General features: G+C 70.7%; 17 protein-coding genes. 4 read left to right on the top strand and 13 right to left on the bottom strand.

Translation table 11 applies throughout. The annotated features are described in order from the left end of the window. Positions 1–26: 26 nt before the first annotated feature. The 3 genes from WH85_RS37975 to WH85_RS37965 all read right to left on the bottom strand — a co-directional run bounded on the left by WH85_RS37975 (position 27) and on the right by WH85_RS37965 (position 1840). Entirely contained in the window at positions 27–353 is a 327-nt protein-coding gene (locus tag WH85_RS37975) for a hypothetical protein (RefSeq protein ID WP_157411472.1), read from the bottom strand. A 103-nt stretch (positions 354–456) separates the two neighbouring features. Further along, entirely contained in the window at positions 457–1278 is an 822-nt protein-coding gene (locus tag WH85_RS37970) for a metal-dependent hydrolase (RefSeq protein WP_045746975.1), read from the bottom strand. Positions 1279–1390: 112 nt separating this feature from the next. Then, positions 1391–1840: a DUF1707 SHOCT-like domain-containing protein gene (locus WH85_RS37965; RefSeq protein WP_045746993.1), complete on the bottom strand. Its 450-nt coding sequence runs from the start codon at positions 1838–1840 to the stop codon at positions 1391–1393. 219 nt (positions 1841–2059) lie between these two features. Between WH85_RS37965 and WH85_RS37960 the strand changes: the two genes are divergently transcribed. Then, a complete protein-coding gene (locus WH85_RS37960; RefSeq protein WP_045746974.1) occupies positions 2060–3388 on the top strand; it encodes a sensor histidine kinase in 1329 nt (442 codons plus the stop codon). Beyond that, positions 3385–4104 carry a response regulator gene (locus WH85_RS37955; RefSeq protein WP_045746973.1) on the top strand — a complete coding sequence of 240 codons (720 nt, stop codon included), beginning with the start codon at positions 3385–3387 and terminating at the stop codon, positions 4102–4104. Before WH85_RS37960 ends, WH85_RS37955 begins: the two co-directional genes overlap by 4 nt. A gap of 11 nt (positions 4105–4115) precedes the next feature. Here the strand turns inward: WH85_RS37955 and WH85_RS37950 are convergent, their stop codons facing one another. Next, entirely contained in the window at positions 4116–4610 is a 495-nt protein-coding gene (locus tag WH85_RS37950) for an NUDIX hydrolase (protein ID WP_157411471.1), read from the bottom strand. 138 nt (positions 4611–4748) lie between these two features. Here WH85_RS37950 and WH85_RS37945 point away from each other — a divergent pair, with 138 nt between their 5' ends. Then, the gene (locus WH85_RS37945) at positions 4749–7364 is read left to right on the top strand and encodes an MGH1-like glycoside hydrolase domain-containing protein (RefSeq protein WP_157411470.1); all 2616 of its coding nucleotides are present in this window, start codon (positions 4749–4751) and stop codon (positions 7362–7364) included. Here the strand turns inward: WH85_RS37945 and WH85_RS47755 are convergent. After that, positions 7361–8407 carry a lipase chaperone gene (locus tag WH85_RS47755; RefSeq protein ID WP_052721100.1) on the bottom strand — a complete coding sequence of 349 codons (1047 nt, stop codon included), beginning with the start codon at positions 8405–8407 and terminating at the stop codon, positions 7361–7363. The genes WH85_RS37945 and WH85_RS47755 overlap by 4 nt on opposite strands. 100 nt (positions 8408–8507) lie before the next feature. Between WH85_RS47755 and WH85_RS37935 the strand changes: the two genes are divergently transcribed. Continuing rightward, complete coding sequence (locus WH85_RS37935) at positions 8508–8915, top strand: VOC family protein (RefSeq protein WP_045746990.1); 408 nt, start codon at positions 8508–8510, stop codon at positions 8913–8915. Positions 8916–8919: 4 nt separating this feature from the next. On the opposite strand, the gene fxsT is transcribed toward WH85_RS37935, so the two are convergent. The 8 genes from fxsT to WH85_RS37900 form a co-directional block, all read right to left on the bottom strand. After that, positions 8920–12744 carry an FxSxx-COOH system tetratricopeptide repeat protein gene (fxsT, locus tag WH85_RS37930; RefSeq protein ID WP_052721099.1) on the bottom strand — a complete coding sequence of 1275 codons (3825 nt, stop codon included), beginning with the start codon at positions 12742–12744 and terminating at the stop codon, positions 8920–8922. Positions 12745–12781: 37 nt separating this feature from the next. Continuing rightward, the gene (locus WH85_RS37925; protein ID WP_045746971.1) at positions 12782–14221 is read right to left on the bottom strand and encodes a VMAP-C domain-containing protein; all 1440 of its coding nucleotides are present in this window, start codon (positions 14219–14221) and stop codon (positions 12782–12784) included. Positions 14222–14319: 98 nt separating this feature from the next. Then, complete coding sequence (locus WH85_RS37920) at positions 14320–16137, bottom strand: HEXXH motif domain-containing protein (RefSeq protein ID WP_045746970.1); 1818 nt, start codon at positions 16135–16137, stop codon at positions 14320–14322. Positions 16138–16261: 124 nt separating this feature from the next. Continuing rightward, a complete protein-coding gene (locus WH85_RS53905; RefSeq protein WP_281179129.1) occupies positions 16262–16387 on the bottom strand; it encodes a hypothetical protein in 126 nt (41 codons plus the stop codon). A 322-nt stretch (positions 16388–16709) separates the two neighbouring features. Then, positions 16710–17546 carry an SEFIR domain-containing protein gene (locus tag WH85_RS47750; protein WP_052721098.1) on the bottom strand — a complete coding sequence of 279 codons (837 nt, stop codon included), beginning with the start codon at positions 17544–17546 and terminating at the stop codon, positions 16710–16712. 49 nt (positions 17547–17595) lie between these two features. Then, a complete protein-coding gene (locus WH85_RS37910) occupies positions 17596–17868 on the bottom strand; it encodes a hypothetical protein (RefSeq protein WP_045746969.1) in 273 nt (90 codons plus the stop codon). A gap of 69 nt (positions 17869–17937) precedes the next feature. Next, positions 17938–18516: a DsbA family protein gene (locus WH85_RS37905; RefSeq protein WP_045746968.1), complete on the bottom strand. Its 579-nt coding sequence runs from the start codon at positions 18514–18516 to the stop codon at positions 17938–17940. 188 nt (positions 18517–18704) lie between these two features. Beyond that, positions 18705–19691, bottom strand: coding sequence for a type IV toxin-antitoxin system AbiEi family antitoxin domain-containing protein (locus WH85_RS37900; protein WP_245674264.1), 987 nt, complete (start codon positions 19689–19691; stop codon positions 18705–18707). Between the last annotated feature and the right edge of the window lie 1086 nt (positions 19692–20777).

Genomic DNA, 20777 nt, shown 5'->3' with positions numbered 1-20777 from the left:
CCGGTGCTGCTTCGCTGCTGGGCTGATCAGTCGTTGCCGGTGTACATCTGTAACCGTTCGTGCCACCGCGGCATGGAGAGTCTGGACAGTGCCGCAGTAGCGGCCGGGACGGACGCCTCCGGTACGAGCAGATCGACGCGGGACGGCCGGACGGGCTGCGCCAACGCGGCCAACCGTCCGGCCACCGCGTACGGCACCGGGGCCAGCCGCCGCCACAAGCTGAAACAGTCCGTGAGACAGAGCCCCGCCAGGGCCCCGGCCTCCGACTGATCGACGAAGTCCGGATCTGCCCGATCCGAGGGGTCGGGGAGTTCCACGGTCTCCACGATCAGACGCCGTGGGCCTACCGCCATGACGACACGAGCCGCTCCGATAATCCGGAGCGGCTCGTGGGTGGTGTGCTCACGCGTACACAGGAAAGGGCGGGGGCGAGTCGCCTGCCTTGCTGGGCGGAGGTTATTTGCTGGCCCAGATGTCCAGGTTGAAGCGCTGCAACAGGCTGGGGACGAACAGGCCGGCGATCGAGATCAGCGCGACGAAGGTGAAGACGCCCCGCAGGATGACCACCTCGACCTTGCCGCCGACCTTGACCGCCATGCTGTTCGGGATGCCGAACATCATCCACATGCGGCGCTTGATCGGGATCGGCCAGAGGATCGGCACGCCGTTCTTGGTGATCCAGTCACCGAGGATATGGACGAAACAGCCCATGCCGACGGCCAGGCCCATCAGCGGATAGCCGCGGTCTCCGTCCAGGTTGGCGGCGGTGAACCAGGCGACGACACCCGAGGTCAGGGTGACGAGCACCCAGCCGGCGCGCTCGGCCCAGTCGTCGAAGAGGCCGCGCAGGGCCAGGCCGGCCATCACGAAGACGATCGCGACGACCGCCCACTCGCCGTACTTCTCGCAGAGCGCCGAGGTGCCCCAGCCGAGCAGCACGCAGAACGGGATCGTGTGGGTGAAGGTGCGGTGCCCGTTGTTGCGGCGCGGATCCTTGCTCAGCTTCGTCGCCGTGTAGATGCCGAGCGAGACCTTCTCCACCACCTCGGCGACGAACAGCGAGGCCACCCCGAAGGTGCGGGCGACGGTGGCGCCGCCCTGGTTCTTGGTCACCTTGCCGGACATGTCGAGGTCGGGCAGGAGCGCGCCACCCGCGCAGATCGCGGTTCCCACCGCCACCTCGAGCGGTGACTGGGTGACATCGGCGAACTGGGCTAGTGCCCAGCTGCCGGCCAGCCAGGCGGCCGAACCGGACAGAGCGTGCGACGGACCCATCATGTGTCTTTGTCCCTCCCCGAACAAACTCGGCCACTGTGGCAGAGCGGACGGCGAAGATCAACGACCGGCGGGCCATGTCGCGCTCAAGGTCGGGCACCCGACATCATATTGATCAATATCGGACATGATGAGCGTAGCTGTAACGGAACCGGTAGCGACCGTGGCGAGCGTGCCGGAACAGGCCGATGACCAGGAACATCAGCGGGATGGCCGGCCAGAAGAAGGTGGCGCCGGACAGCAGCCAGAGACCGGTGAGGACACCGGCGGCGACAAGAATGAAACTCGCGTGCCGGATCAGGTCCCGGCGTGTCGCTGCGCGGCCCTGCGGCGTCATGTCCAGTGCCCGGCGGCCGCCCTCCGGCAGGTCGGTGGTGAGCGATCGAAGCTCGTCGCGATACCGCGCGGCATAGGCGGTGGCCAGACGCTCCTCACCCTCGGACAGGTCCAGTCGGCCCTCGCTCATGGCGGCCCGCAGGATCTCGGCGACCTGCTCGCGCTCGGCGTCGGAGGTCCGGATCCGGCCGCCGGTGGCGGCGGGTGCGACGGGTGCTTCGGGATGCATGATGTCCTCCTCGGCGGGATGTGGTGCTGTGCTGGTCATCAGCCTGCCCGCCCGGACGGTCCGGCGCGTCGCACCGGGGGCGCATCTTCCGGGAGTGCCCGGGTACCGCACCGGAGGTATCCGAGAGGCCGGACCACGCCTCGTGTACGTCCAGGGGCGTAGACGAGGATCAGACCCTGCTCCGATGTCCGGGGGCCGGGGGTGCCGTAGGTTCGGCTCATGCGGAGAGCCGACGGCTGGTCAGGACCCTGGGCTCCGGGCCCGCCCTGGGCCCGGCGGCGCCTCCAGCCGCACGGGCGTCACGGGGGCGGGCCGCCGGTCGCGGTGATCTCCGCGATCCTCTTCCATGTCCTCGGTGCGCGGGACCTCGCCGCCGACGGCCTGGTCCACCGGCCGATGGACGCGCTGACCTACACCCTCCTGCTGATCGGTCCGCTCGCGCTGTTCTGGCGGGGGCGCTTCCCGGTCGCGGTGTTCGCGGTCGCGGCGACCGCGTCGATCGCGTTCGCGACCCAGGCGCAGCCACGGTGGACCTATGCGGTGGCTCCGGCGATCGCCCTGTTCGGGCTGGCCCGCCAGGGGCGCCGGGCGGCCGCGGTGTTCGCGGCGGTGTCCGGGTTCGGCGCCTACCTCCTGGTGATGCTGGTGCTGAGCGGGCCGGTCCCGGTGCTCGACCTGCCGGCCGGCGCCCGTCCGGACCTGCGCCAGATCGTGCTCGGCGGGCTCGCCCTGGTCGCGATGGTGCTGCTGGGCGCGGGTTCCCGGGTCTACGCCAATCAGCTCGCCGAGATCGCCAAGGCCCGGGCCGAACAGGAACGGGCCCGGCAGGAACAGCAGAAACGCCAGGCCTCCGAGGAGCGGCTGCGGATCGCCCGGGAGCTGCACGACGTCCTCGGGCACCACCTGTCACTGATCAACGTGCAGGCGGGCGTCGGCCTGCACCTGATGGACGCCCGGCCGGAGCAGGCCCGGGAGGCGCTCGCGGCCATCAAGACGGCGAGTTCCGAGGCGCTGCGCGAGGTGCGGTCGGTGCTGGGGGTGCTCCGGACCGAGGGGGAGGAGGCGCCCCGGCAGCCGGCCCTCGGACTGGGCATGCTGTCCGAGCTGACCGCGGACGCCGGCATCCCGGTGCGGACGACGATCACCGGGGAGCCGCGGGAGCTGCCGGCCGAGGTGGACCGGGCGGCTTACCGGATCGTGCAGGAGGCGCTCACCAACGTCCGCCGCCACGCGCCCGCTGGGTCTGCCGTGGGCGCGACGGGGGGCGGGGCGGAGCCGGGCACCGAGGTGTCGGTGAACTACCTTCCGGCCGCGCTGCACCTGTCGATCCGCAACGCCGGTCCGCCGCCGGACCCGGGCCGGCCGGTCGGTGAGCCGGGCAGCGGCATCATCGGCATGCGGGCGCGGGCGGAGACGCTGGGCGGCACGCTGGCGGCGGGTCGCCCACCCACCGGCGGCTTCCTGGTGTCGGTGGTGCTTCCCCTGCCACCGCAGAGCCCGCGCGCCCGCGAGGAGCCGCACACACAGGGACCGGAGGAGACGACATGATCTCGGTGTTGCTGGCGGACGACCAGGCGCTGGTGCGGGCCGGGTTCCGGGCCCTGCTCGACGCGGAGCCGGACATCGCGGTGGTCGGTGAGGCCGCCGACGGGGCGCGGGCGGTGGAACTGGCCCGGTCGACCCGGCCGGACGTCGTGTTGATGGACATCCGGATGCCCGGCGTGGACGGTCTGGAGGCGACCCGGCGGATCGCGGCGGATCCGACCCTGCGGGACACCCGGGTCGTCATCCTGACCACGTTCGAGCTCGACGAGTATGTGTTCGAGGCGCTGCGGACCGGGGCCTCCGGCTTCCTGGTCAAGGACACCGAGCCGGTGGACCTGCTGCGCGGGGTGCGCGCGGTCGCGGCCGGCGATGCGCTGCTGTCGCCGAGCGTGACCCGGCGGGTGATCGGCGAGTTCGCCGGCGGGGCGGCGGCGCTGGCCCGCGACCGGTCGCGGGCAGCCGCGCACGCCGGGAGCCGGGAGCAGACGTCGGGGGCGGCCCGGGCTCTGGAGCAGCTCACCGACCGGGAGCGGGAGGTGATGGCGCTGGTCGGCGAGGGCCTCTCCAACGACGAGATCGCCGCGCGCCTGGTGATCAGCCCGGCCACCGCGAAGACCCACGTCAGCCGGGCGATGATCAAGATGGGCGCGCGGGACCGGGCGCAGCTGGTGGTGCAGGCCTACGAGGCGGGCCTGATCCGCCCGGGCTGGCTGGGCTGACCGGGCGGGCGTCACATGCCGGGGAGGACCTCTTCGCCGGGGGCGGCATACCAGGCCGGGGCGTCCTTCTCCAGGGAGGTGCGGATGCGGTGCTGGGCGAACGGGTTCAGTTCGGGCAGGGCGTCCAGGGGGAACCACTCGACGGCCAGGGACTCCGAGTCGTTGACGCGGGCCTCGCCGGACACCGCCCGGCAACGGAACCAGATGTTGACGAAGTGGCAGTGGTCGCCGTTGAGATAGGTGACCTCGTGCAGGGCGGTGCCGGCCAGCCGTTCGATCTCGACCAGGACCGCGGTCTCCTCCTCGACCTCGCGGACCACCGCGGCGGCCGGCTGTTCGCCCGGGTCCATCATGCCGGCGATCAGCGTCCAGACGCCGGTGTCGCTGCGGCGGTGCAGCAGCACCTCGTCGCGGTCGTTGAAGACCACCGCGGTCACGCTGGGAAACATGATCAGACCCGGGCCGACCTTGGCGCGGAGGTTCTGGACGTATTCAGAAGCGGGCACGCCCCGAAACTACCCGCGGGCGGCCACCGGCCGGGGCGGAAGAACCGCCCCGGATAATCCCCGGAGCTGAACACGCTTGACACATCGGCGTGACACTCTCAGTGTGATCTCTTTTGTGGGAGATTTCGGGTGGTGGGGGTGACAAGGGACGTGTCGGAACGCGGACGCCTGGCTCAGGCCGACTCCGGTGAACAGCCGTGGCGTGCGTGGGGCCCCTACCTGGCGGAGCGCGCGTGGGGCACGGTCCGCGAGGACTACAGCGAACACGGCACGGCGTGGGCGTATTTTCCGCATGATCATGCGCGGTCGCGGGCGTACCGGTGGAACGAGGACGGGATGGCCGGGGTCTGTGACGACCGGCAGACGTTCTGTTTCGCCCTGGCACTGTGGAACGGCAAGGACCCGATCCTCAAGGAGCGGATCTTCGGGCTGACCGGCGACGGCGGCAACCACGGCGAGGACGCCAAGGAATACTGGTGGTACCAGGATTCCACGCCGACCCACTCGTGGATGCGGTGGCGCTACCACTACCCGCAGGCCGAGTTCCCGTACGACCAACTGGTCCGGGAGAACGGCCACCGCTCCCGGTTCGAGGGCGAGTACGAGCTGGTCGACACCGGCGTCTTCGACGAGGACCGGTTCTGGGCGGTGACCGTCGACTACGCCAAAGCCGGCCCGGCCGACATGTGCATCGCGGTCACCGTGTCCAACCGGGGCCCCAAGACCGCCACCATCGACGTGCTGCCCACCCTCTGGTTCCGCAACACGTGGTCGTGGGGGCTGAAGAACCGGCAGGTCCCGAAGATCACCGGTACGCCGGGACGGCTGGCCGGCGAGCACCGGTCGATCGGCGCGATCACCCTGGTCGGCGAGGACGAGCCGCCGGCGCTGATGTGCGACAACGAGACGAACGCGCAGCGGCTCTGGGGGCTGCCGGGGAAGAGTCACTACCCCAAGGACGGGATCAACGACTTCGTGATCCACGGGACGCCCACGGTGAACCCGGCGGGCGCCGGCACGAAGGGCGCGCTGCACTACCGGCTGGAACTGGGACCGGGCGAGACTCGTACCCTCAGAATGCGGTTGACTCAGGGGGACGCGCCGGACGGCCCGGGCGACGACTGGGACGCGGTGATGCGCGACCGGCTCGCCGAGGCCGACGCCTTCTTCGCCGAGACGATCCCGGACGCCGCCTCCGACGACGAGAAAGCGGTGGCCCGGCAGGCCGTCGCCGGGCTGATGTGGGGCAAGCAGTTCTACCACTTCGACGTCAAGCAGTGGCTGGCCGGCGATCCCGGCAACGCACCCCCGCCTCCGGGCCGGCGCTTCGGGCGCAACGCCGGCTGGGGGCACATGAACAGCTTCGACGTGATCAGCATGCCGGATCCGTGGGAGTACCCCTGGTACGCGGCCTGGGACCTGGCCTTCCACTGCGTCAGCATCGCCCGCGTCGATCCCGGCTTCGCCAAGGCGCAACTGCTCCTGCTGCTGCGCGAGTGGTACATGCACCCCAACGGGCAGATTCCCGCCTACGAGTGGGCGTTCGCCGACGTCAATCCGCCGGTGCACGCGTGGGCGGCGCTGCAGGTGTTCCGCATCGACGGCAGTCACGACTACGACTTCCTGTCCCGGGTGATGCACAAACTGCTGCTCAATTTCACCTGGTGGGTCAACCGCAAAGACGTCGGCGGCAACAACGTGTTCGAAGGCGGGTTCCTCGGGCTGGACAACGTCGGGCCGTTCGACCGGTCGGCGGCGCTGCCGGTCGCCGGGGCACTGGAGCAGTCCGACGGCACGGGCTGGATGGCGATGTACGCCCTCAACCTGCTCGACATGGCGATCATCCTGGCCCTGCACGACCGGGCCTACGAGGACATGGCCACCAAATTCTTCGAACACTTCACGTACATCGCGGAGGCCGCGTACCGGCAGGGGCTGTGGGACGAGGAGGACAGTTTCTTCTACGACGTGCTGCGGCTGCCCGACGGCCACAAGGTGCCGTTGAAGGCCCGCTCGATCGTCGGCCTGCTGCCGCTGGCGGCGACCACCCGGCTCACCTCGGAGACCCTCAACCGGCTGCCGGAGGTCAACGCCCGGGTCCGCTGGATGCTGCACCACCAGGCCGAGTTCGGGGACGTGATCTCGGCGCGGCGGCTGGGCGGCGCGGACCGGCGCCAGCAGCGCCTGCTCAGCATGGTGGGGCAGGACCAGCTGCTGCGGATCCTGGCGCGCCTGCTCGACCCGGAGGAGTTCCTTTCCGCGTACGGGCTGCGCACGCTCTCGCGGGCCCATCTGGAGAAACCGTTCACCGTCTCGCTGGGCGGCTCCGACTTCACCGTCGGATACGAGCCGGCGGAGAGCACCAGTGGCCTGTTCGGCGGCAACTCCAACTGGCGTGGTCCGATCTGGATGCCGGTCAACTACCTGCTGATCCAGGCGTTGCGGGAGTTCGCCGAGTTCTACGGCGACGATCTGAAGGCCGAGTACCCGACCGGAGCCCAGCGCAAGGCGTCACTGACCGAGATCGCCGACGACCTGTCCCGCCGGCTGATCAGCATGTTCACCCCCGACGAGGACGGGCGGCGACCGATCTACGGGTCGACCGAGCTGTTCCAGACCCATCCGGACTGGAAGGACCTGGTCGCCTTCCCGGAGTACTTCCACGGCGACAACGGGGCCGGGCTGGGCGCGTGGCATCAGACCGGCTGGACCGCGCTCGTCCTGGACCTGGTCTTCAACCTGCACCGCCGCTAGTTCTTGCTGACTGTCAGCGTCCCGAAGCCTTCGCGGGCGTCGATGTCGAGACCGTCGTCGGCCACGTCGCCGTCCCGGATCGTGGTGCCCGCGGCGATACCCTCGCGCTCCTCGCCGTACAGCGTGACCCCGCCGGCGCCGTTGCGGACCCGCACCTGGACCGGCAGGGACGCGCCGGTGCGGATCCGCCAGGTGGAGACGCCACCGGTCATCCGGATCGGCAGGGTGTCCGACGGCGGGTCGAGGGTCAGGTCGATCCGTTCGGCGCCGCCGTCCAGGTCGACCCGGCTGACCTTCGCCCCGCCCATGGCGAACGTGGCCTTCGCGACGCCGCCGGTCATCCGCAGATGCCAGGTGACGTCCCGGCTGAGCCGGACGACGAGCTTGCCCGACCCGGCCTCGCCGGTGGACGTGGCGCTGACCCGCAGCACGCCGTCGCTGAAGGTGGTGCCGGCCTTGAGACCGGAGTCGTCCGGGGTGCTCACCGTGAAGTACTCGCCGTCGAGGGCGGCGGTGCTCACCGACAGTTCGGTGACGCCGGTGGCCAGCTCGAACCGGGCCGAGGTGACGACCGGGAGCAGCTCGCCGGTGGCCGGGGCGGACGTCGTCGGGGCCGGGACGCTGCTCGGCGGGGCGGACGGCGTGGCCGACGGTGCTGCGGTGGTGGCCGGCGCGACCGAGACGGGCGGCTGCGGCGCGATCGTGGTCGCCTCCGGGGTGGGCGCCTGGGCGGCGGTGTTCCCCGGAACCTCCGCGGTGTGCAGCGGGCGGGCCAGCAGCACCGCCCCGCCGATCACCAGCATGGCCACGCCGCCGGCCAGCGCGATCCGTTTCCGGGTGGCCGGTCTGGTCTCCTTCGGCTCGGGGGCCCGCTCCTCACGCGGTGCCGCCGGCCAGTAGTCCGCGATGTCCGGCCAGTTGACCTGCGGGGACCGTTCCTCGGTCTCCCGGGCGGCGGTGCGCTCCGCGTGACCGGGCACATAGCCGGCGATCCGCAGGGACGGTGGACGGCTGCGGTCGTCGTCCGGTCCCGTCCGTTCCATGCTCGTCTCCTGTTGGCCGTGATCGGATGAACTCCGCCGAGAGGTACGGACACGCACGGTGTTCGGTTCGATCGGATCGGTGGTCGCCTACGATCCCGTCGTGACGATCGATGTGACCACTCATGTCCGGCTGGCGCGTCCGAGCAGGGACCTTACCCTGGCTGAACGGTTCTATGTAGAGGCGCTGGGATTGGACGTGCTCTATCGCGGCACCGCGTCCGCGCCCGGCGAACACGACCTGCTGATGGTCGGCCGGGCCGGCGGGCACTGGCACCTGGAACTGGTCGCCACCGACCTGCCCCCGTCACCGTCGGCGGAGGACCTGCTGGTCGTCTACCTCGACGGTCCGGTCCCGGACGACCTGGTCGAGCGCCTGCTGGCGGCCGGCGGCGAACGGGTGTCGCAGAGCGAGTACTGGGACCGGTGGGGTGTCACGGTCACCGACCCGGACGGATACCGCCTGGTCCTGTCCACCCGCGGCTGGCGCAACACCCCCGCCGAGGGCTGACCGGTCACAGGGGCATCGGGTCCATGTCGCAGTTGGCCCGTTGCCACTGCCCGGCATCCCGGGTCGCCGGATGTTCCAGGCCCAGGACCTGCTGATACCGGGCGAGCGTGTCGTCGTGCAGGGCGTACGCCTCGTCGGAACGACCCAGCGCCCGCAGGTCGATCGCCAGGTTGAGCGCGGCGGCAAGCGTCGACGGATGGTTCTCGCCCATCACGGCGCGGTACCCCTCGAGCTGTTCGGTGTCCATCGCCCGTGCCTCCTCCACCTCGCCCGCCTCGAACAGGTCGCTGGCGAGGTTGGTGGCGCAGCTCAACGTCAGCACGTGGCGGGAACCCAGCCGGTCCCGCAACCGTTGCAGGGTGACCTCGTTCAGCTCCCGGGCGTTCGCGACCTCACCCTGGAGCCGGTAGATGATCGCCAGGTTGCCGCCGGCGGCCAGCGAATGCGGGTGGGTCTCGCCCAGCCGGTCGCGGAACCGCTGGAAGTTGTCGGTGGCGACCTCGCGCGCCTGGTCCAGGCGGCCGGCCTGCCGGAGGTCGAGCGACAGATTGAGCGCGGCGGCCATGGTCCCCGGATGGTCGGCACCGAACGCGGCCTCGAACCGGCGCAGCGCGTCGGTCGAGATGGCCAGCGCGCCGTCGTGGTCGCCGGCCTTACGGCGGGTCACCGACAGGCTCCGGTTCGTCTCCACCGTCTGCGGGTCCCGTTCGCCGAGCACGTCGACGAACGTCTCGCCGAGCCGCTCGAACTCGTCGCGGGAGGCCAGGTAGTCGCCGAGTTGCCGGCGGTCGATCAGGACACCCCGCTGGGCGCGGAGGCTCTCCTCGTGGTTCTGCCCGTACACCTGGACCTTGCGCTCCCAGGTGGTCTGGTCGACGTCGCGGGCCTCCTCGAACCGGTCGGCCAGGCGCAGGCTGACGGCCAGGTTGTGCGCGGCGTTGAGGGTCATCGGGTCGTCGTCGCCGAACCGTTGGATGCACTGGTCGTACACCTCACGGGAGAGATCCAGCGCCTGCTGGAACCGGCCCTCGGTCCGGTGGTCCGAGGCCACCGCCTGCATCGCCTCCAGCCGGGCCTCCGGCAGTTCGTCGGCGTTGCGCTGGGAGATCTTCTCGTAGACGGACAGCAGCTTGGCGTTGAGCCGGGCCGCCTCGGCGTAGCGGCCCAGAGCGAACAGCACGTACCCCAGCCAGCGGCCGATCTCCAGGGTCTGCGGGGCCTCCGGCCCGAGCCGCGTCTGCCACGCCCGGTAGGCCTGCTCGGAGATGGTCAGGCTCTCCACCGGGTTGCCCCAGAGGATCTGGTACTTCGCCTCGCCGATCACCAGGTCCCGGACCCAGTCGTCCTCCGCGTCGGTGATCGCCCCGGAAGCGACCAGGTGCGGGTACAACTCGGCGTAGACCGGCCAGCGTTCCCGGTCGAGGGGCTGCTGCGGATTGCTGGCGGCGAGCAACTGGTGGGCGCTGTGCCGCATCGCGAAGCGTTCCTCGGGTGTCATCCGCTCGATCAGGACGGCCTGGACCAGGCGGTGCATCTGGATGGTGTTCTTCGCGTGGTCGATGCGGGCGAGCGCGTACCGGTTGATCTCGCGGATGGCCCGGCCCAGCTGGATCGGGTCACGCAGGGCCGCGGCCAACTCGGGCGGCACCCGTAGCTGCCGCCCGGCGGACAGCAGGGTCCGCGAGATCGGTTCCGGTGCCAGGAACGCGCAGAGCTGCAGCAGCCGCAGCGCGGCCGGGCGGGCCCGGGCGAGGTGGTCCAGCGAGACGTTCCAGGCGGCGGCGACCGGGAGCTGGTAGTCCGACGGCGGCGACATCTCCATCAGCTCGATGGTCTTCTCCTGGAAGAGCGCCAGGTATTCGCTGGCCTGCATGCCGGTCTCGGCCAGCCAGGCCGCCGCCTGCTCGATGGCGAGCGGCAGGTCACCGAGCACCCGGGCCAGGTCGTCGGACTCCTTCCGGCTCAGCGCCGGGGCACGGCGGGTGAGCAGCGCCTGACTCTCCCGGCGGTGGAAGACGTCCACCTCCACCTTCTTGGCGACCGCCTCCCACTGCGGGTTCCGCGAGGTCACCACGATGTGCCCGGGGCCGCCGAGCGGGAAGTACGGCCGGACGTCCTCGGGAACGTCCGCGTTGTCGAAGACCAGCAGCCACCGGGCGTAGGGCACACCGACGCGCAGCGCCTCCTTGACCGCGGGCACCGCGGCGGCCTCGGCGTTCACCGGCAGGCGCAGCTTGGTGGCGAGCTCCACCATCGCCGAGGTGATCTGAGCCGGGCGTTCCGCCGAGATCCACCAGACCACGTCGTAGTCACCGGCGTTGCGGTAGACGAACTCCACCACCACCTGCGTCTTGCCCACGCCACCCAGACCGTGCAGCGCCTCCGGCAGCACCGCGGTCGGCTCGGCCGTCAGTCCCGCCCGGAGCTGGTCGAGGAGCTCCGTGCGGCCGGTGAAGTTCGGGTTGCGCGGCGGCACGTTGCCCCACACCGCGGGCACCCGGACCGCCGGCCGCGGGGCGCCGGGCGGAGTCCCGAACACCGTGGGCGGCGGCGTCCCGGGCTGCTCGATCAGTGACATGCCGACCTCCATCGACTCCTCCGAGGCGACCGGCAGGTCCGCCGGGGTCTCGCTCGCGCCCACCGGTGCCACCTGACTCTGGATGCTGGTCGCCAGCGACAGATGCTGGCCGGACAACGCCTGCAGGACGACGGCCTGCACCTCGGCGATCCGGCGCCCGCCGGTGCCGAGCTGTTCCGGGTCGGCACCGGCCGGGTCGTCGACCGCGGCCCGTAACCGGTGGATCTCCGGATGCCGCTCCCCGAGATGCCGGTCCAGCGCGTGGACCACCCGGATGATCTCGTTGCGGCGGCCCCGGGCCAGCAGCGCCCCGCGAACCCCGGGCGGGAAGTCGTGGGTGATCAGCACGTCGCCGGTCACCTCCGGATCGGGCGGCACCGGCTGGATCAGACCGGACACCAGGATCTCGGCGAGGTGCTCGGGCAGCGGGTCACGGAGCAGTTCGTCCTGCAGCAGGCGCATCACCTCGATGTTCAGCGGGGCGGCGGCCAGGTGACGGGCGAGTTTGTAGGCCGGGGGCGAGGCGACCGCGCGGAAGTCGGCGACCGGGTCGATGCGGGCCGGCGGCGTGACGGGTGGGGGCCGGATGCCGTGCGGCTCCCGCGGAATCAGCAGGCAGGGCAGGTCGGTGCCGGCCTCCGGGGGCGCGGCGATCAGGGCGGTCCAGGCCGCCAGGCGACGAGGATCGAGATCCAGCAGGGGTACGGCCAGAGCATCCGTCCCCGGGTTCGGCGGGTCAGTCTGCCAGGTGAGCCGGGTGTTCGGCCCGCCCGGTTCCTCCGTCCGCAGCCGGAGCCGTTGCCCGGTCAGCCCGGTCCGCCGCCACATCGCGGGCGGGAGCAGGTGGACGACGGCAAGCGGATGCGTCCGGCCCCACGAACGCAGGACGGGAGCTAGGGAACCGGTCGTCCAGCCGGCCGCGGCGCCGTCGGTGAGGACCAGGATCAGCCGGCGTGCCCCGGGGTCGGCAGGTCCGGTGTCGTCGGCGTCGTCGGTGTCACCGGCGTCGTCGGCGCGGACCCGGACTTCGCCGGACGCGGGGACCCGCAGGCTCCAGCGGCGGACCACGGCGATCCCGGGTGCGGCGGCGGTGGCGGCAGCGAACGCGTCGATGGTGTCCCGCCACACCACGGTCGTCGGGTGATCGTCGACCACGAGGTGGATCTCCCACGGCGGGCCGGCATCGGTGCCGCCGAGGGGGCCGAACGCGGCGGGAGCGGACTCGTCGCGTACCGCCTCGTCATCGGACATGGCATCTGCGGAACAGACAATCAATTCCGGTCAATGGTCATCCTTCGTCCGGGGGCGGCCGGGTGAATTGTTCCGGAACGCGTATCGGATCATCCCACAGCACCACGAGATTGCGGCTGATGTCAGCGCGCTCATCATCGTCCACCCAGTGGGCGAGCCTCAACCGGAATGCGCGATCCGGCAGTTCCGTAATTTCGCCGAAGCGGATCGAGTTGTCGACGATTTCGCGGAACTGCGGGGTCGGTGCCCGCCGCCGGTGCCAGACGATGATCGGTATTCCGGCGCGGACCGCCATACCGATCTCTTTCATCCCGTCGCTGCGGACCGGCTCGGGCGGGCCGCTGAGTACCAGTGCCACGATCCGGGTGTCCTGCGCGATGCTCTCCGCCAGGCCGTGCGGATGATCCTGGGCGTGCCGGGACAGGGCGAAGCCCGGGGTGTCCGCGACGGTGCGCCACCGCTGCCACCAGAACGCGTGCCGGTGCCGGTTGCGCATCCGCTCCAGGCTCCGGACCACGACCGCGTACGAGAGGTAGAGCGGCACCGGATCCCCGGCCGAGTCGTACTCCTTCGCCCACTGCTCGACGGGCAGGTTGAGCAGGTGGTCGGGGAGGACGAACTCGATGCGCAGCCGGCGGTCGTCGAGCGGGAAACGGCTCTCCGCGGTCCGGACAATCTCGCGGACCCGGTCCGGCAGCGCGGACTCGGCGGCCTCCGCGTCGCCGCGGTGCACCAGGACGCCGGGGTCGGCGTCCCAGCCGTACCAGTGGCGGATGGTGTAGGTCAGCGCGTCGGTCTCGTGCGGATCGATCAGGATCAGCAGGGTGGCGTGCCGGGCGGTGCTGCCCACGGTGCGGATCCGTTCCAGGGCGAGACGCAGGAACGGGCCGGTGATGTTCCACTCGGTCGCCAGCTGGGCCAGCAGGTGTTTGAGCGGGCGGGCGTACCGGGTCTCGATCTGATCCGCGACCATCCATAAAAAGATCATGAAAAGGGGTACGCCCTGCTCGCCGCTGTTGGAACCGGCGAGATGCGCGAAAAGATGCCAGACGGTCCGGCAGTGCGCCGGGGCCGGATTGTCGCGCTGTGCCGCGGTGAAAAGCGCGAATCCGTTGGTGAGCGGAATCTGTTTCAGAATGTCCTTGATCTGCCACCATTGTTCGGGGTCGGAGAACTGTGCGCTGCCGTCCCACTCGTCGTTGAGCTGCCGCAGGCGCAACATGGCGTACTCGTCACCCAGATGGAGCGCCTCGACGGCGTCGACCAGATCGGTGAGGCAGTCCTGCCGGGCGCACTCGTCGACGATGAGATGCAGGTGGGTCCGTTCCTCGGGCACCTCCGGCACCGACAGCGGGAACGAGTTGTGACTTCCCACGTGCCGGACCAGTTCGACCCGGCGGTTCAGTGTGGTGAGCCGGTGGGTCCGCTGCAGGGCCTGGGCCATGGCGTCCTGGATCGACCGCCGGGGGCCGGTCACGATTGCCCGGCGTCCGGATCAGAACGCACCGCGATCTCCTTCCGCTGCCGGTGGGCCACCCGGGATCGGGACAACTGATGGTACCGATGTTGTCGCTGTCAGCAAGGGGCTGCGGCGCCGGTCATCCAATCGGCCACCGTCAGTGGATCGGCGCCGGGGAGCGCGCGGGCCAGAGCGCGGGCGAGCTCCGGGCGTTCCAGCAGGTCCGCGGCGGGCCGGCCGAGAGCGTCGAGGGCCAGCCCGAGACCGGCCCAGGCGCGCGGGCTGCCCCGGTCGGTGACCAGATGGGCCCGGTAACCCTCGAGGGCGGCGGCGGCGTCACCGGTGATCAGGGACAGGTCGGCCGGAAGCGTTCCAGGGATGGTGTCCGCCACCGCGCCCGGCGCGTGCAGCAGCGCCGCGAACTGTGCAGGATCGGTCAAGTGGATGCGGGCCAGCACGGCCCGGCCGTCCAGCCAGCGGGCGCTGGTGTCGGTCACCGGGGCGATCACCGTGGCGGGGATCGCCGGTCGCGGCCCACCGGAATTCCAGGCGAGGACGGCCTCGCGAACCCAGTCTTCGGGTGCGGCGACGTGCAGCGCCCGCCACTGCGCATAGTGGTCGGCGGCGGCCGACGCGGCGAGCCGGGTGGTGTCCGCGTCAGCCGGGGGCTGCGGCCAGCCGGTCACCGTGTCGTACAGCTCGGCGACCAGGCGTTCCCCGAACGGGGACAGGCGGGAGTCGGTACGAAGGGCGGCCAGCACCCGGCGTAGTTGCCGGCCCCAGAGCGCGGCCTCGAACCGTGAACCGGGATCGGTGCGCCGCCGCCAGAAATCGGTGATGCCGACGAAGGCGTACACACCTTGAAGGAGACCGCTCAGAGGGCGGGGGTCGTCACGCCACGGTGCGTAGACGGCCGGGCCGTCCGGGTCGTCGACGAACGTCACCAGGTGCAGGAGTGCGCCCAGTTTGACGTGCTGGGTCTCGTGCACGAGGGTCATCGCGAACTGCTCCGCGTCGTCGGGCATCGAGGCGACGATCGCGGCGAACGCCTCGTCGCAGGAGGCGCTCAGCGGGCGGTAGGGCTTGGCGGCCGGCAGCGGGATGAGCGTGGTGAGCGCCGCCGCCACCCCCTCGGCCCGGGCCCGGTCCTGGCGGACCAGGATCGTCCAGGCCGCGGTCAGCAACTCCTGCCAGCGGGCCAGGTCGGCCGGGGGAAGTGGCGCCGGGGCGGAATATCCCCGCAGGTCACGGTACGGGTCGACGTCGTCCAGAAGGAACGCGATGCGGGCGCCGTCGACGTCGGCGTGACAGCGCGGGGCAGGCCGCCAGGCCGGGTCGTCGGCGGCCAGCCGGACCACGGTGTCACCCAGGGACACCGTGACCGGACCGTCCTCGCCGGGATTGTCGTCGCCGGGGTTGTCGTCGCGCCGGCCGGGGGACGCGACGGTGGCTACTCCCGTGGTGGCATCGGGGAACCGGGCCATGCCGAGCGCGGGCAGCACCACCACACCGGCACGGACCGGGACGTCGACGGCGAACGCCAGCCCGGCGCGGACGGCGGCGACGGCGGCCACCGCATGCAGGTAACCCACGTCCGTCCACAGAGGCTCGGTGTCGGTCACCACCCCGCCCAGGCGCCGCAACAGATGGGCGATCCAGATGCCGACCTGGGGATACATCACCGTGTCGGTGACCGCGTCCTCGTCGGCCTCCTCGGCGCGCAGGATGAGTTTCCACGCGTCGGCGACCGGGGGGAGCGGTCCGGCCTGCTCGTCGGTCAGCGTGGCGAGGAGATGACGCAGGCCCACCAGTCGCCAACTCCGCTCGGTGACGGTGAACTGGCGGACGGACTCGGCGTCGCCGTGCCCGCGGGCGAGACTGTGGAAGTCATGCCCCGCGATGACGTGGTGCGACTCGGAGGTATCGGCGATCAATGGGTGTCCTCGGGATCGACGAAGGCCACCGGATCGGAGTCGCGGCGGCCGCCCGGAATTGTGGTACGCCCGCCGGAAGCGGCGCAAGTGGCACCGGCCCCTGACGGGGATCACCCGGTCGAGGTCAGTCGAGTCGCTGGGGGTTGTAGCCGCTGATGCTGCGGCTGGGTTGTTCGACCCGGCTGAGCAGGCGCCGGAGCGTGCCGGAGAAGCGGGCCGGGTCCTGGTGCTGCAGATCCGCCAGCTTCATCGCACTGAGGTCCTGAACCTCAGTCTGCACATCCGCCGTCTGCGGCATCATCACTTCCCTCTGACACGTGGGCCGGGCCGGGCCGCACGCACTCTACAGTGGACGGCGGACGCAGGTGACCCGGGTACGCCGACCGGGTCCCTCCCGGATCCGGCCGGATGATTCTCCACCCTCGGATGCTACGAACAATTGCGGCTCGCCGGGGTAAAATAGGAAAAGTCGGACACGGAAAAATACGATCATCGTGAGACGTTCGGCCCTATTCGGGATGACGTATTTGCCGATCATCGTGAGGTGGCCAACCGAACCACGGGCAGGCCTCTCAGCCGATCATCGTGAGGCGCTCGACCAACTCTCGGACCTCGTCGTCGATCGGCTGACCCTCATGGAGGGCATGCACCGTGTCCGCGACCGCCCACAGGTCACCGTTCCTGGTGGCGAGTGTCATGACCAGATCGTGGAGATAGACGTCCGGCTCCCGGCCGCCCGGCCCCGCCGGGAACGGCGGACGCAGACGCTCCGCGACCATCGTGGCGAAGTACTCCCGCGCCTCCGGACTGCTCATCACCGGCAACGTCCGGAGCGCCGCGACAAGCCGGTCACGCTCGCCGTCCGGGACCGGCCGGGCCGACAGCTCCGGCGTCCGGCCACCCAGATCGGGGACGATCTCCGCGGGCTGATGGGTCAGCACCCGGACCAGTTGCTCCGCCCCGGCCACGGTGAACGACGACACCGGATAATGGGTGGTCGAATGCCGGAGCAGGAAACCCGGGATGTCATCCGCCGAACAGCCCGGCAGAACCACCGGCAGGATCTGGCGCAACGCCCCCACCGGGTCCCGGTAGGAACGATCCCGCAACAGGCTCGCCTCGTACGCCACACCGCGCCCGCTCTCCAACGTCGGCGGCAGGTCGGGGCCGGCCCGGAGACGGTACTGCGGGGAGGCGACCACCAGGATGAACTCGGCGGCGTCCATCGCGGACTCCATCGTCCGAGTCCACTCGGTGCGGGACGCCTCGGCGGAGAAATCACACCACGCGTCCACGTTGCAGACCGTTCTCAGGAAATGCCAGAACGCCCGGACCCGGTCACGGTGCGCGCCGGAGTCGTGAGCGTACGAGATGAAGGCCCGGCTGGCCGGACCTTCATCTCGAGGCATGCCCTCACGATAACTTCTGAGGGAAACCCGTTGATGTCCCTCGTGTCCGTCAGTGCGAGCGGTTCACGATCTCCTCGGCCACGTGACGCAACTGCGCGTGGTCCGGCTGGAAACCAGCGGCGATATCCGGGTGCAGAGCGGCCTTGGCCTGGTCGAGCAGCATCGCGGTGACCTGCTCGACACTCTCCCCGGCGTACTGCTGACTGATCTTGGTGGTGGCGGCCTGAAGGGCCGAACTGAGCTGATCCTCCAACGGACCGCGCAGTTTCTCCTCCACCGGATTGAGGGTACGAGGGTCCAGGGTGACGTGCGGCTCGGCCAAGATGTCCTCCGTGAGGTCAACGACGCGAGCCGGATACCCTGCGCCACCGCGACGGTAAACCCGTGCAGGTCAGCCCCGCCCGCGCTTCACCTCGAAGAACGACTCGATCGTGATCAGGGATGCGGTCGCGTCCCAGATCCGCAGAGCCTCATCCTGTCCCGGCACCTCCGAGATGATCGGACCGTGCAGGCCGCGGGCGGCACCGGCCACCTGCAGCACCGGCGACCCGATACCCGGCCCGGCCAGCGTCAACGCGGTCTCGTGCGACTCGCGAACCCGGTCGTCCCACGAGGCGTCGTCCAGGATCGACTCGGCCTTCTCCACACCGGCAGCGACAGCGGCCTCCGCCACGATCCGATCGCTGAGAACCTCACCCCCATCATGGGTACGCTCGCCGAGCGTCGCGTAGAACGCGGCGATCTGGTCGTCCCGCCCGTCCGCCCGCAACGCCTCCACCAGGCGCAGCGCCCGGCTCGACGCGGCCATCGGCGCCCGGTACTGCTCGGGCACGTCGTCGCCGTTGAGAATCGACAGGCTGAACGCCCGCCAGCGCACGGTCAGGTCCCGTTCCGGCGCGACGGCTACCAGCCACCGCGACGTACGCCAGGTGAACGGACATGCCGGATCGAAGTAGTAAGTGACGTCCATGCCCCGATCCTAGGGACGTCCCCGCCATCCGGCCCGCTTTCCGGCCCGCTTTCCGGCCCGCCATCCGGCCCGCCATCCGGCCCGCCATCCGGCCCGCTTTCCGGCCCGCTTTCCGGCCCGCTTTCCGGCCCGCTTTCGGCCCGCCATCCGGCCCGTCACCTGTTCCGACTCTGTTCCGTACCGCCGGCTCAGATCGCTGCGCTCTTCCAGCCCGCGGCCAGAAGGGCGGCGCGGACCTCGGCGACCACCTCCTCAGGACGGTGCCGCACCTTCCAGCCGGGGAACCGCAGCAGGCGAACACCACTGATCGCGACGGCATTGCCCGACCGCATGTCCGCATACCAGCTTCCCGTCGTCATATGCTGCGATCCGTCGATCTCGACCTGCAGCAGCCACGGATCGAAGAACACATCGCGGTAGCGGCGGCGACCGTCACGATCCCGGCGAACGGCCTGACGCGTCGGCGCAGGCAGACCGGCCGCCTTGCAGAGCCGGTGAAACTCCACCTCGTAGATCGACTCCGAGCCGCCGCCCGCATCGGCCACGGCCGCCGCGATCACCGCCCGCCGGATGAGACGCCCCCGGCACCGAAGCAACGACACCATCTGCTCCGCGCTGACGAGCCGTTGCTGAAAAGCGGCAGCGATCAGAGCCGTGGCCGCGACGTCGGACAACGCCCACTGCGCCGCGTCGAGCAACGAACGGTCCGGCATGGTGCAGGGCGGCCGGACGGTGAGGCAGACATCAGCCTGCCGCAACAGCCGGGAACGGTGCACGACCACCCCGGGCGGCGGATTCCGGTCCACCAGCCGATGCGGGATCACCGTGTGGATCGGCCCACCCTCGTCAGCGCCGGCTCTCGGCGGCCGGAAGCCGTGCAGAATCAGCGCCGAGAGCCCAGCCACCGGCGCGGGCCGCCCGTTACCGGCTCCCAAACTGGCGATCCAGTACCGCTCGCGGTCGGAGACGGGCCCGGTGTGCGCCAGATAGACGGCCCGGTGAACCTTCCGCCACCGGCCGGTCCGGACGCGGCTGAGAACAGCCTTCTCGCTGAGGTGCCGTCGCGCCTGCTGCCAGCTGATGACCCCATGCTGGTGAACGACAAGCTTGAGCAGCTCCGGCCACTCCCGAAGATCGGGGTACTCAGCGAACCGAGGACGCCCCTGCTCCAACAAAAATGACATCGGCAGAGCGTGCCGCGTCCCCAATCCTGCCGCCCCGCCCCTGTGGACAGCCCGTCTCCCGCGCAACCCCTGTGGACAGCCGACTTCCGCCCCGAGTGACCGAGAAGCCTCTAGTTGGACCGAATGCCGCGCAGGTCGGGCAATTCGAGACCGGCAGTCGGTACGTGGTGGAAGCGGTGACCGCCCCCAGAACCGCTAACGGGTACGCCACCCGCTCGCCGAGCAGGCAACCGCACCCGATCAGGCCGTCGGGGGCAGCGGCTGCCCTATCGAGGGTGGTGCGCGCCCCCAATGCCGTGATCGGGTGCGCCGGCCGATCGCCGGGCAGGTGACCGCCCCCGATCAAGCTTCCGGGCGCAGCGACCGTCCAGTTTCGGGTAGTGCGCGCCCCCGGCTGCTTGATCGGGTGCAGGGGCCGCGCGCTGTGTCGGTAGGTGCACCCGATCAAGCTGTCGGGTGCGGTGGCCGCTCTTCGAGCATGTGACTGCACCCGATCAAGGGTTCGGGTGCGGGGGCCGTCCCATCGCGGGTGGTGAGCGTTCCCGGTGTCGTGATCGGGTGCGGGTGCCGCTTGTCGTGGGTGGTGGGTGCACCCGTTGGCGGGTACGGGTGCGGTGGCCGCTTCCTGGGGCGGTGGGTGCACTCGATCACGGGTTTGGGTGCCGCGGTCGTCCTGTTTCGGATGGTGTTCGTCCCCGGTGGCTTGATCGGGTGCGGTGGCTGCTCGTTGGGTGGGTGACTGCACCCGGTCAAGGGTTCGCACCCGATCAAGGGTCCGGGTGCGGGGGCCGTCCGATCGCGGGTGGTGAGCGTTCCCGATGTCGTGATCGGGTGTGTGGGCCGCTCGCCGAGACGGTGGGGGGACCCGATCAAGCTTTGGGTGCGAGGGCCGCCGCATCGCGGATGCTGGGCGTCCCCAGTGCCGTGATCGGGTGTGGGGGCCGTCCCGTTGTGGGTGGTGAGTACACCCGCTTGTGAGGGTGGGCCGGGCGCATGCCGCGGCGCGGCGCGGAGCGGAGCTGGGCGGGCGCGGGGCGGAGCTGGACGGGGCGGAGCTGGGCGGGCGCGGGGCGGAGC

Source organism: Actinoplanes rectilineatus, assembly GCF_000962825.1.
Lineage (GTDB): Bacteria > Actinomycetota > Actinomycetes > Mycobacteriales > Micromonosporaceae > Actinoplanes > Actinoplanes rectilineatus.
Note: the sequence above shows the minus strand (reverse complement) of the source record. Positions and strands in the feature narration are given on the sequence as shown.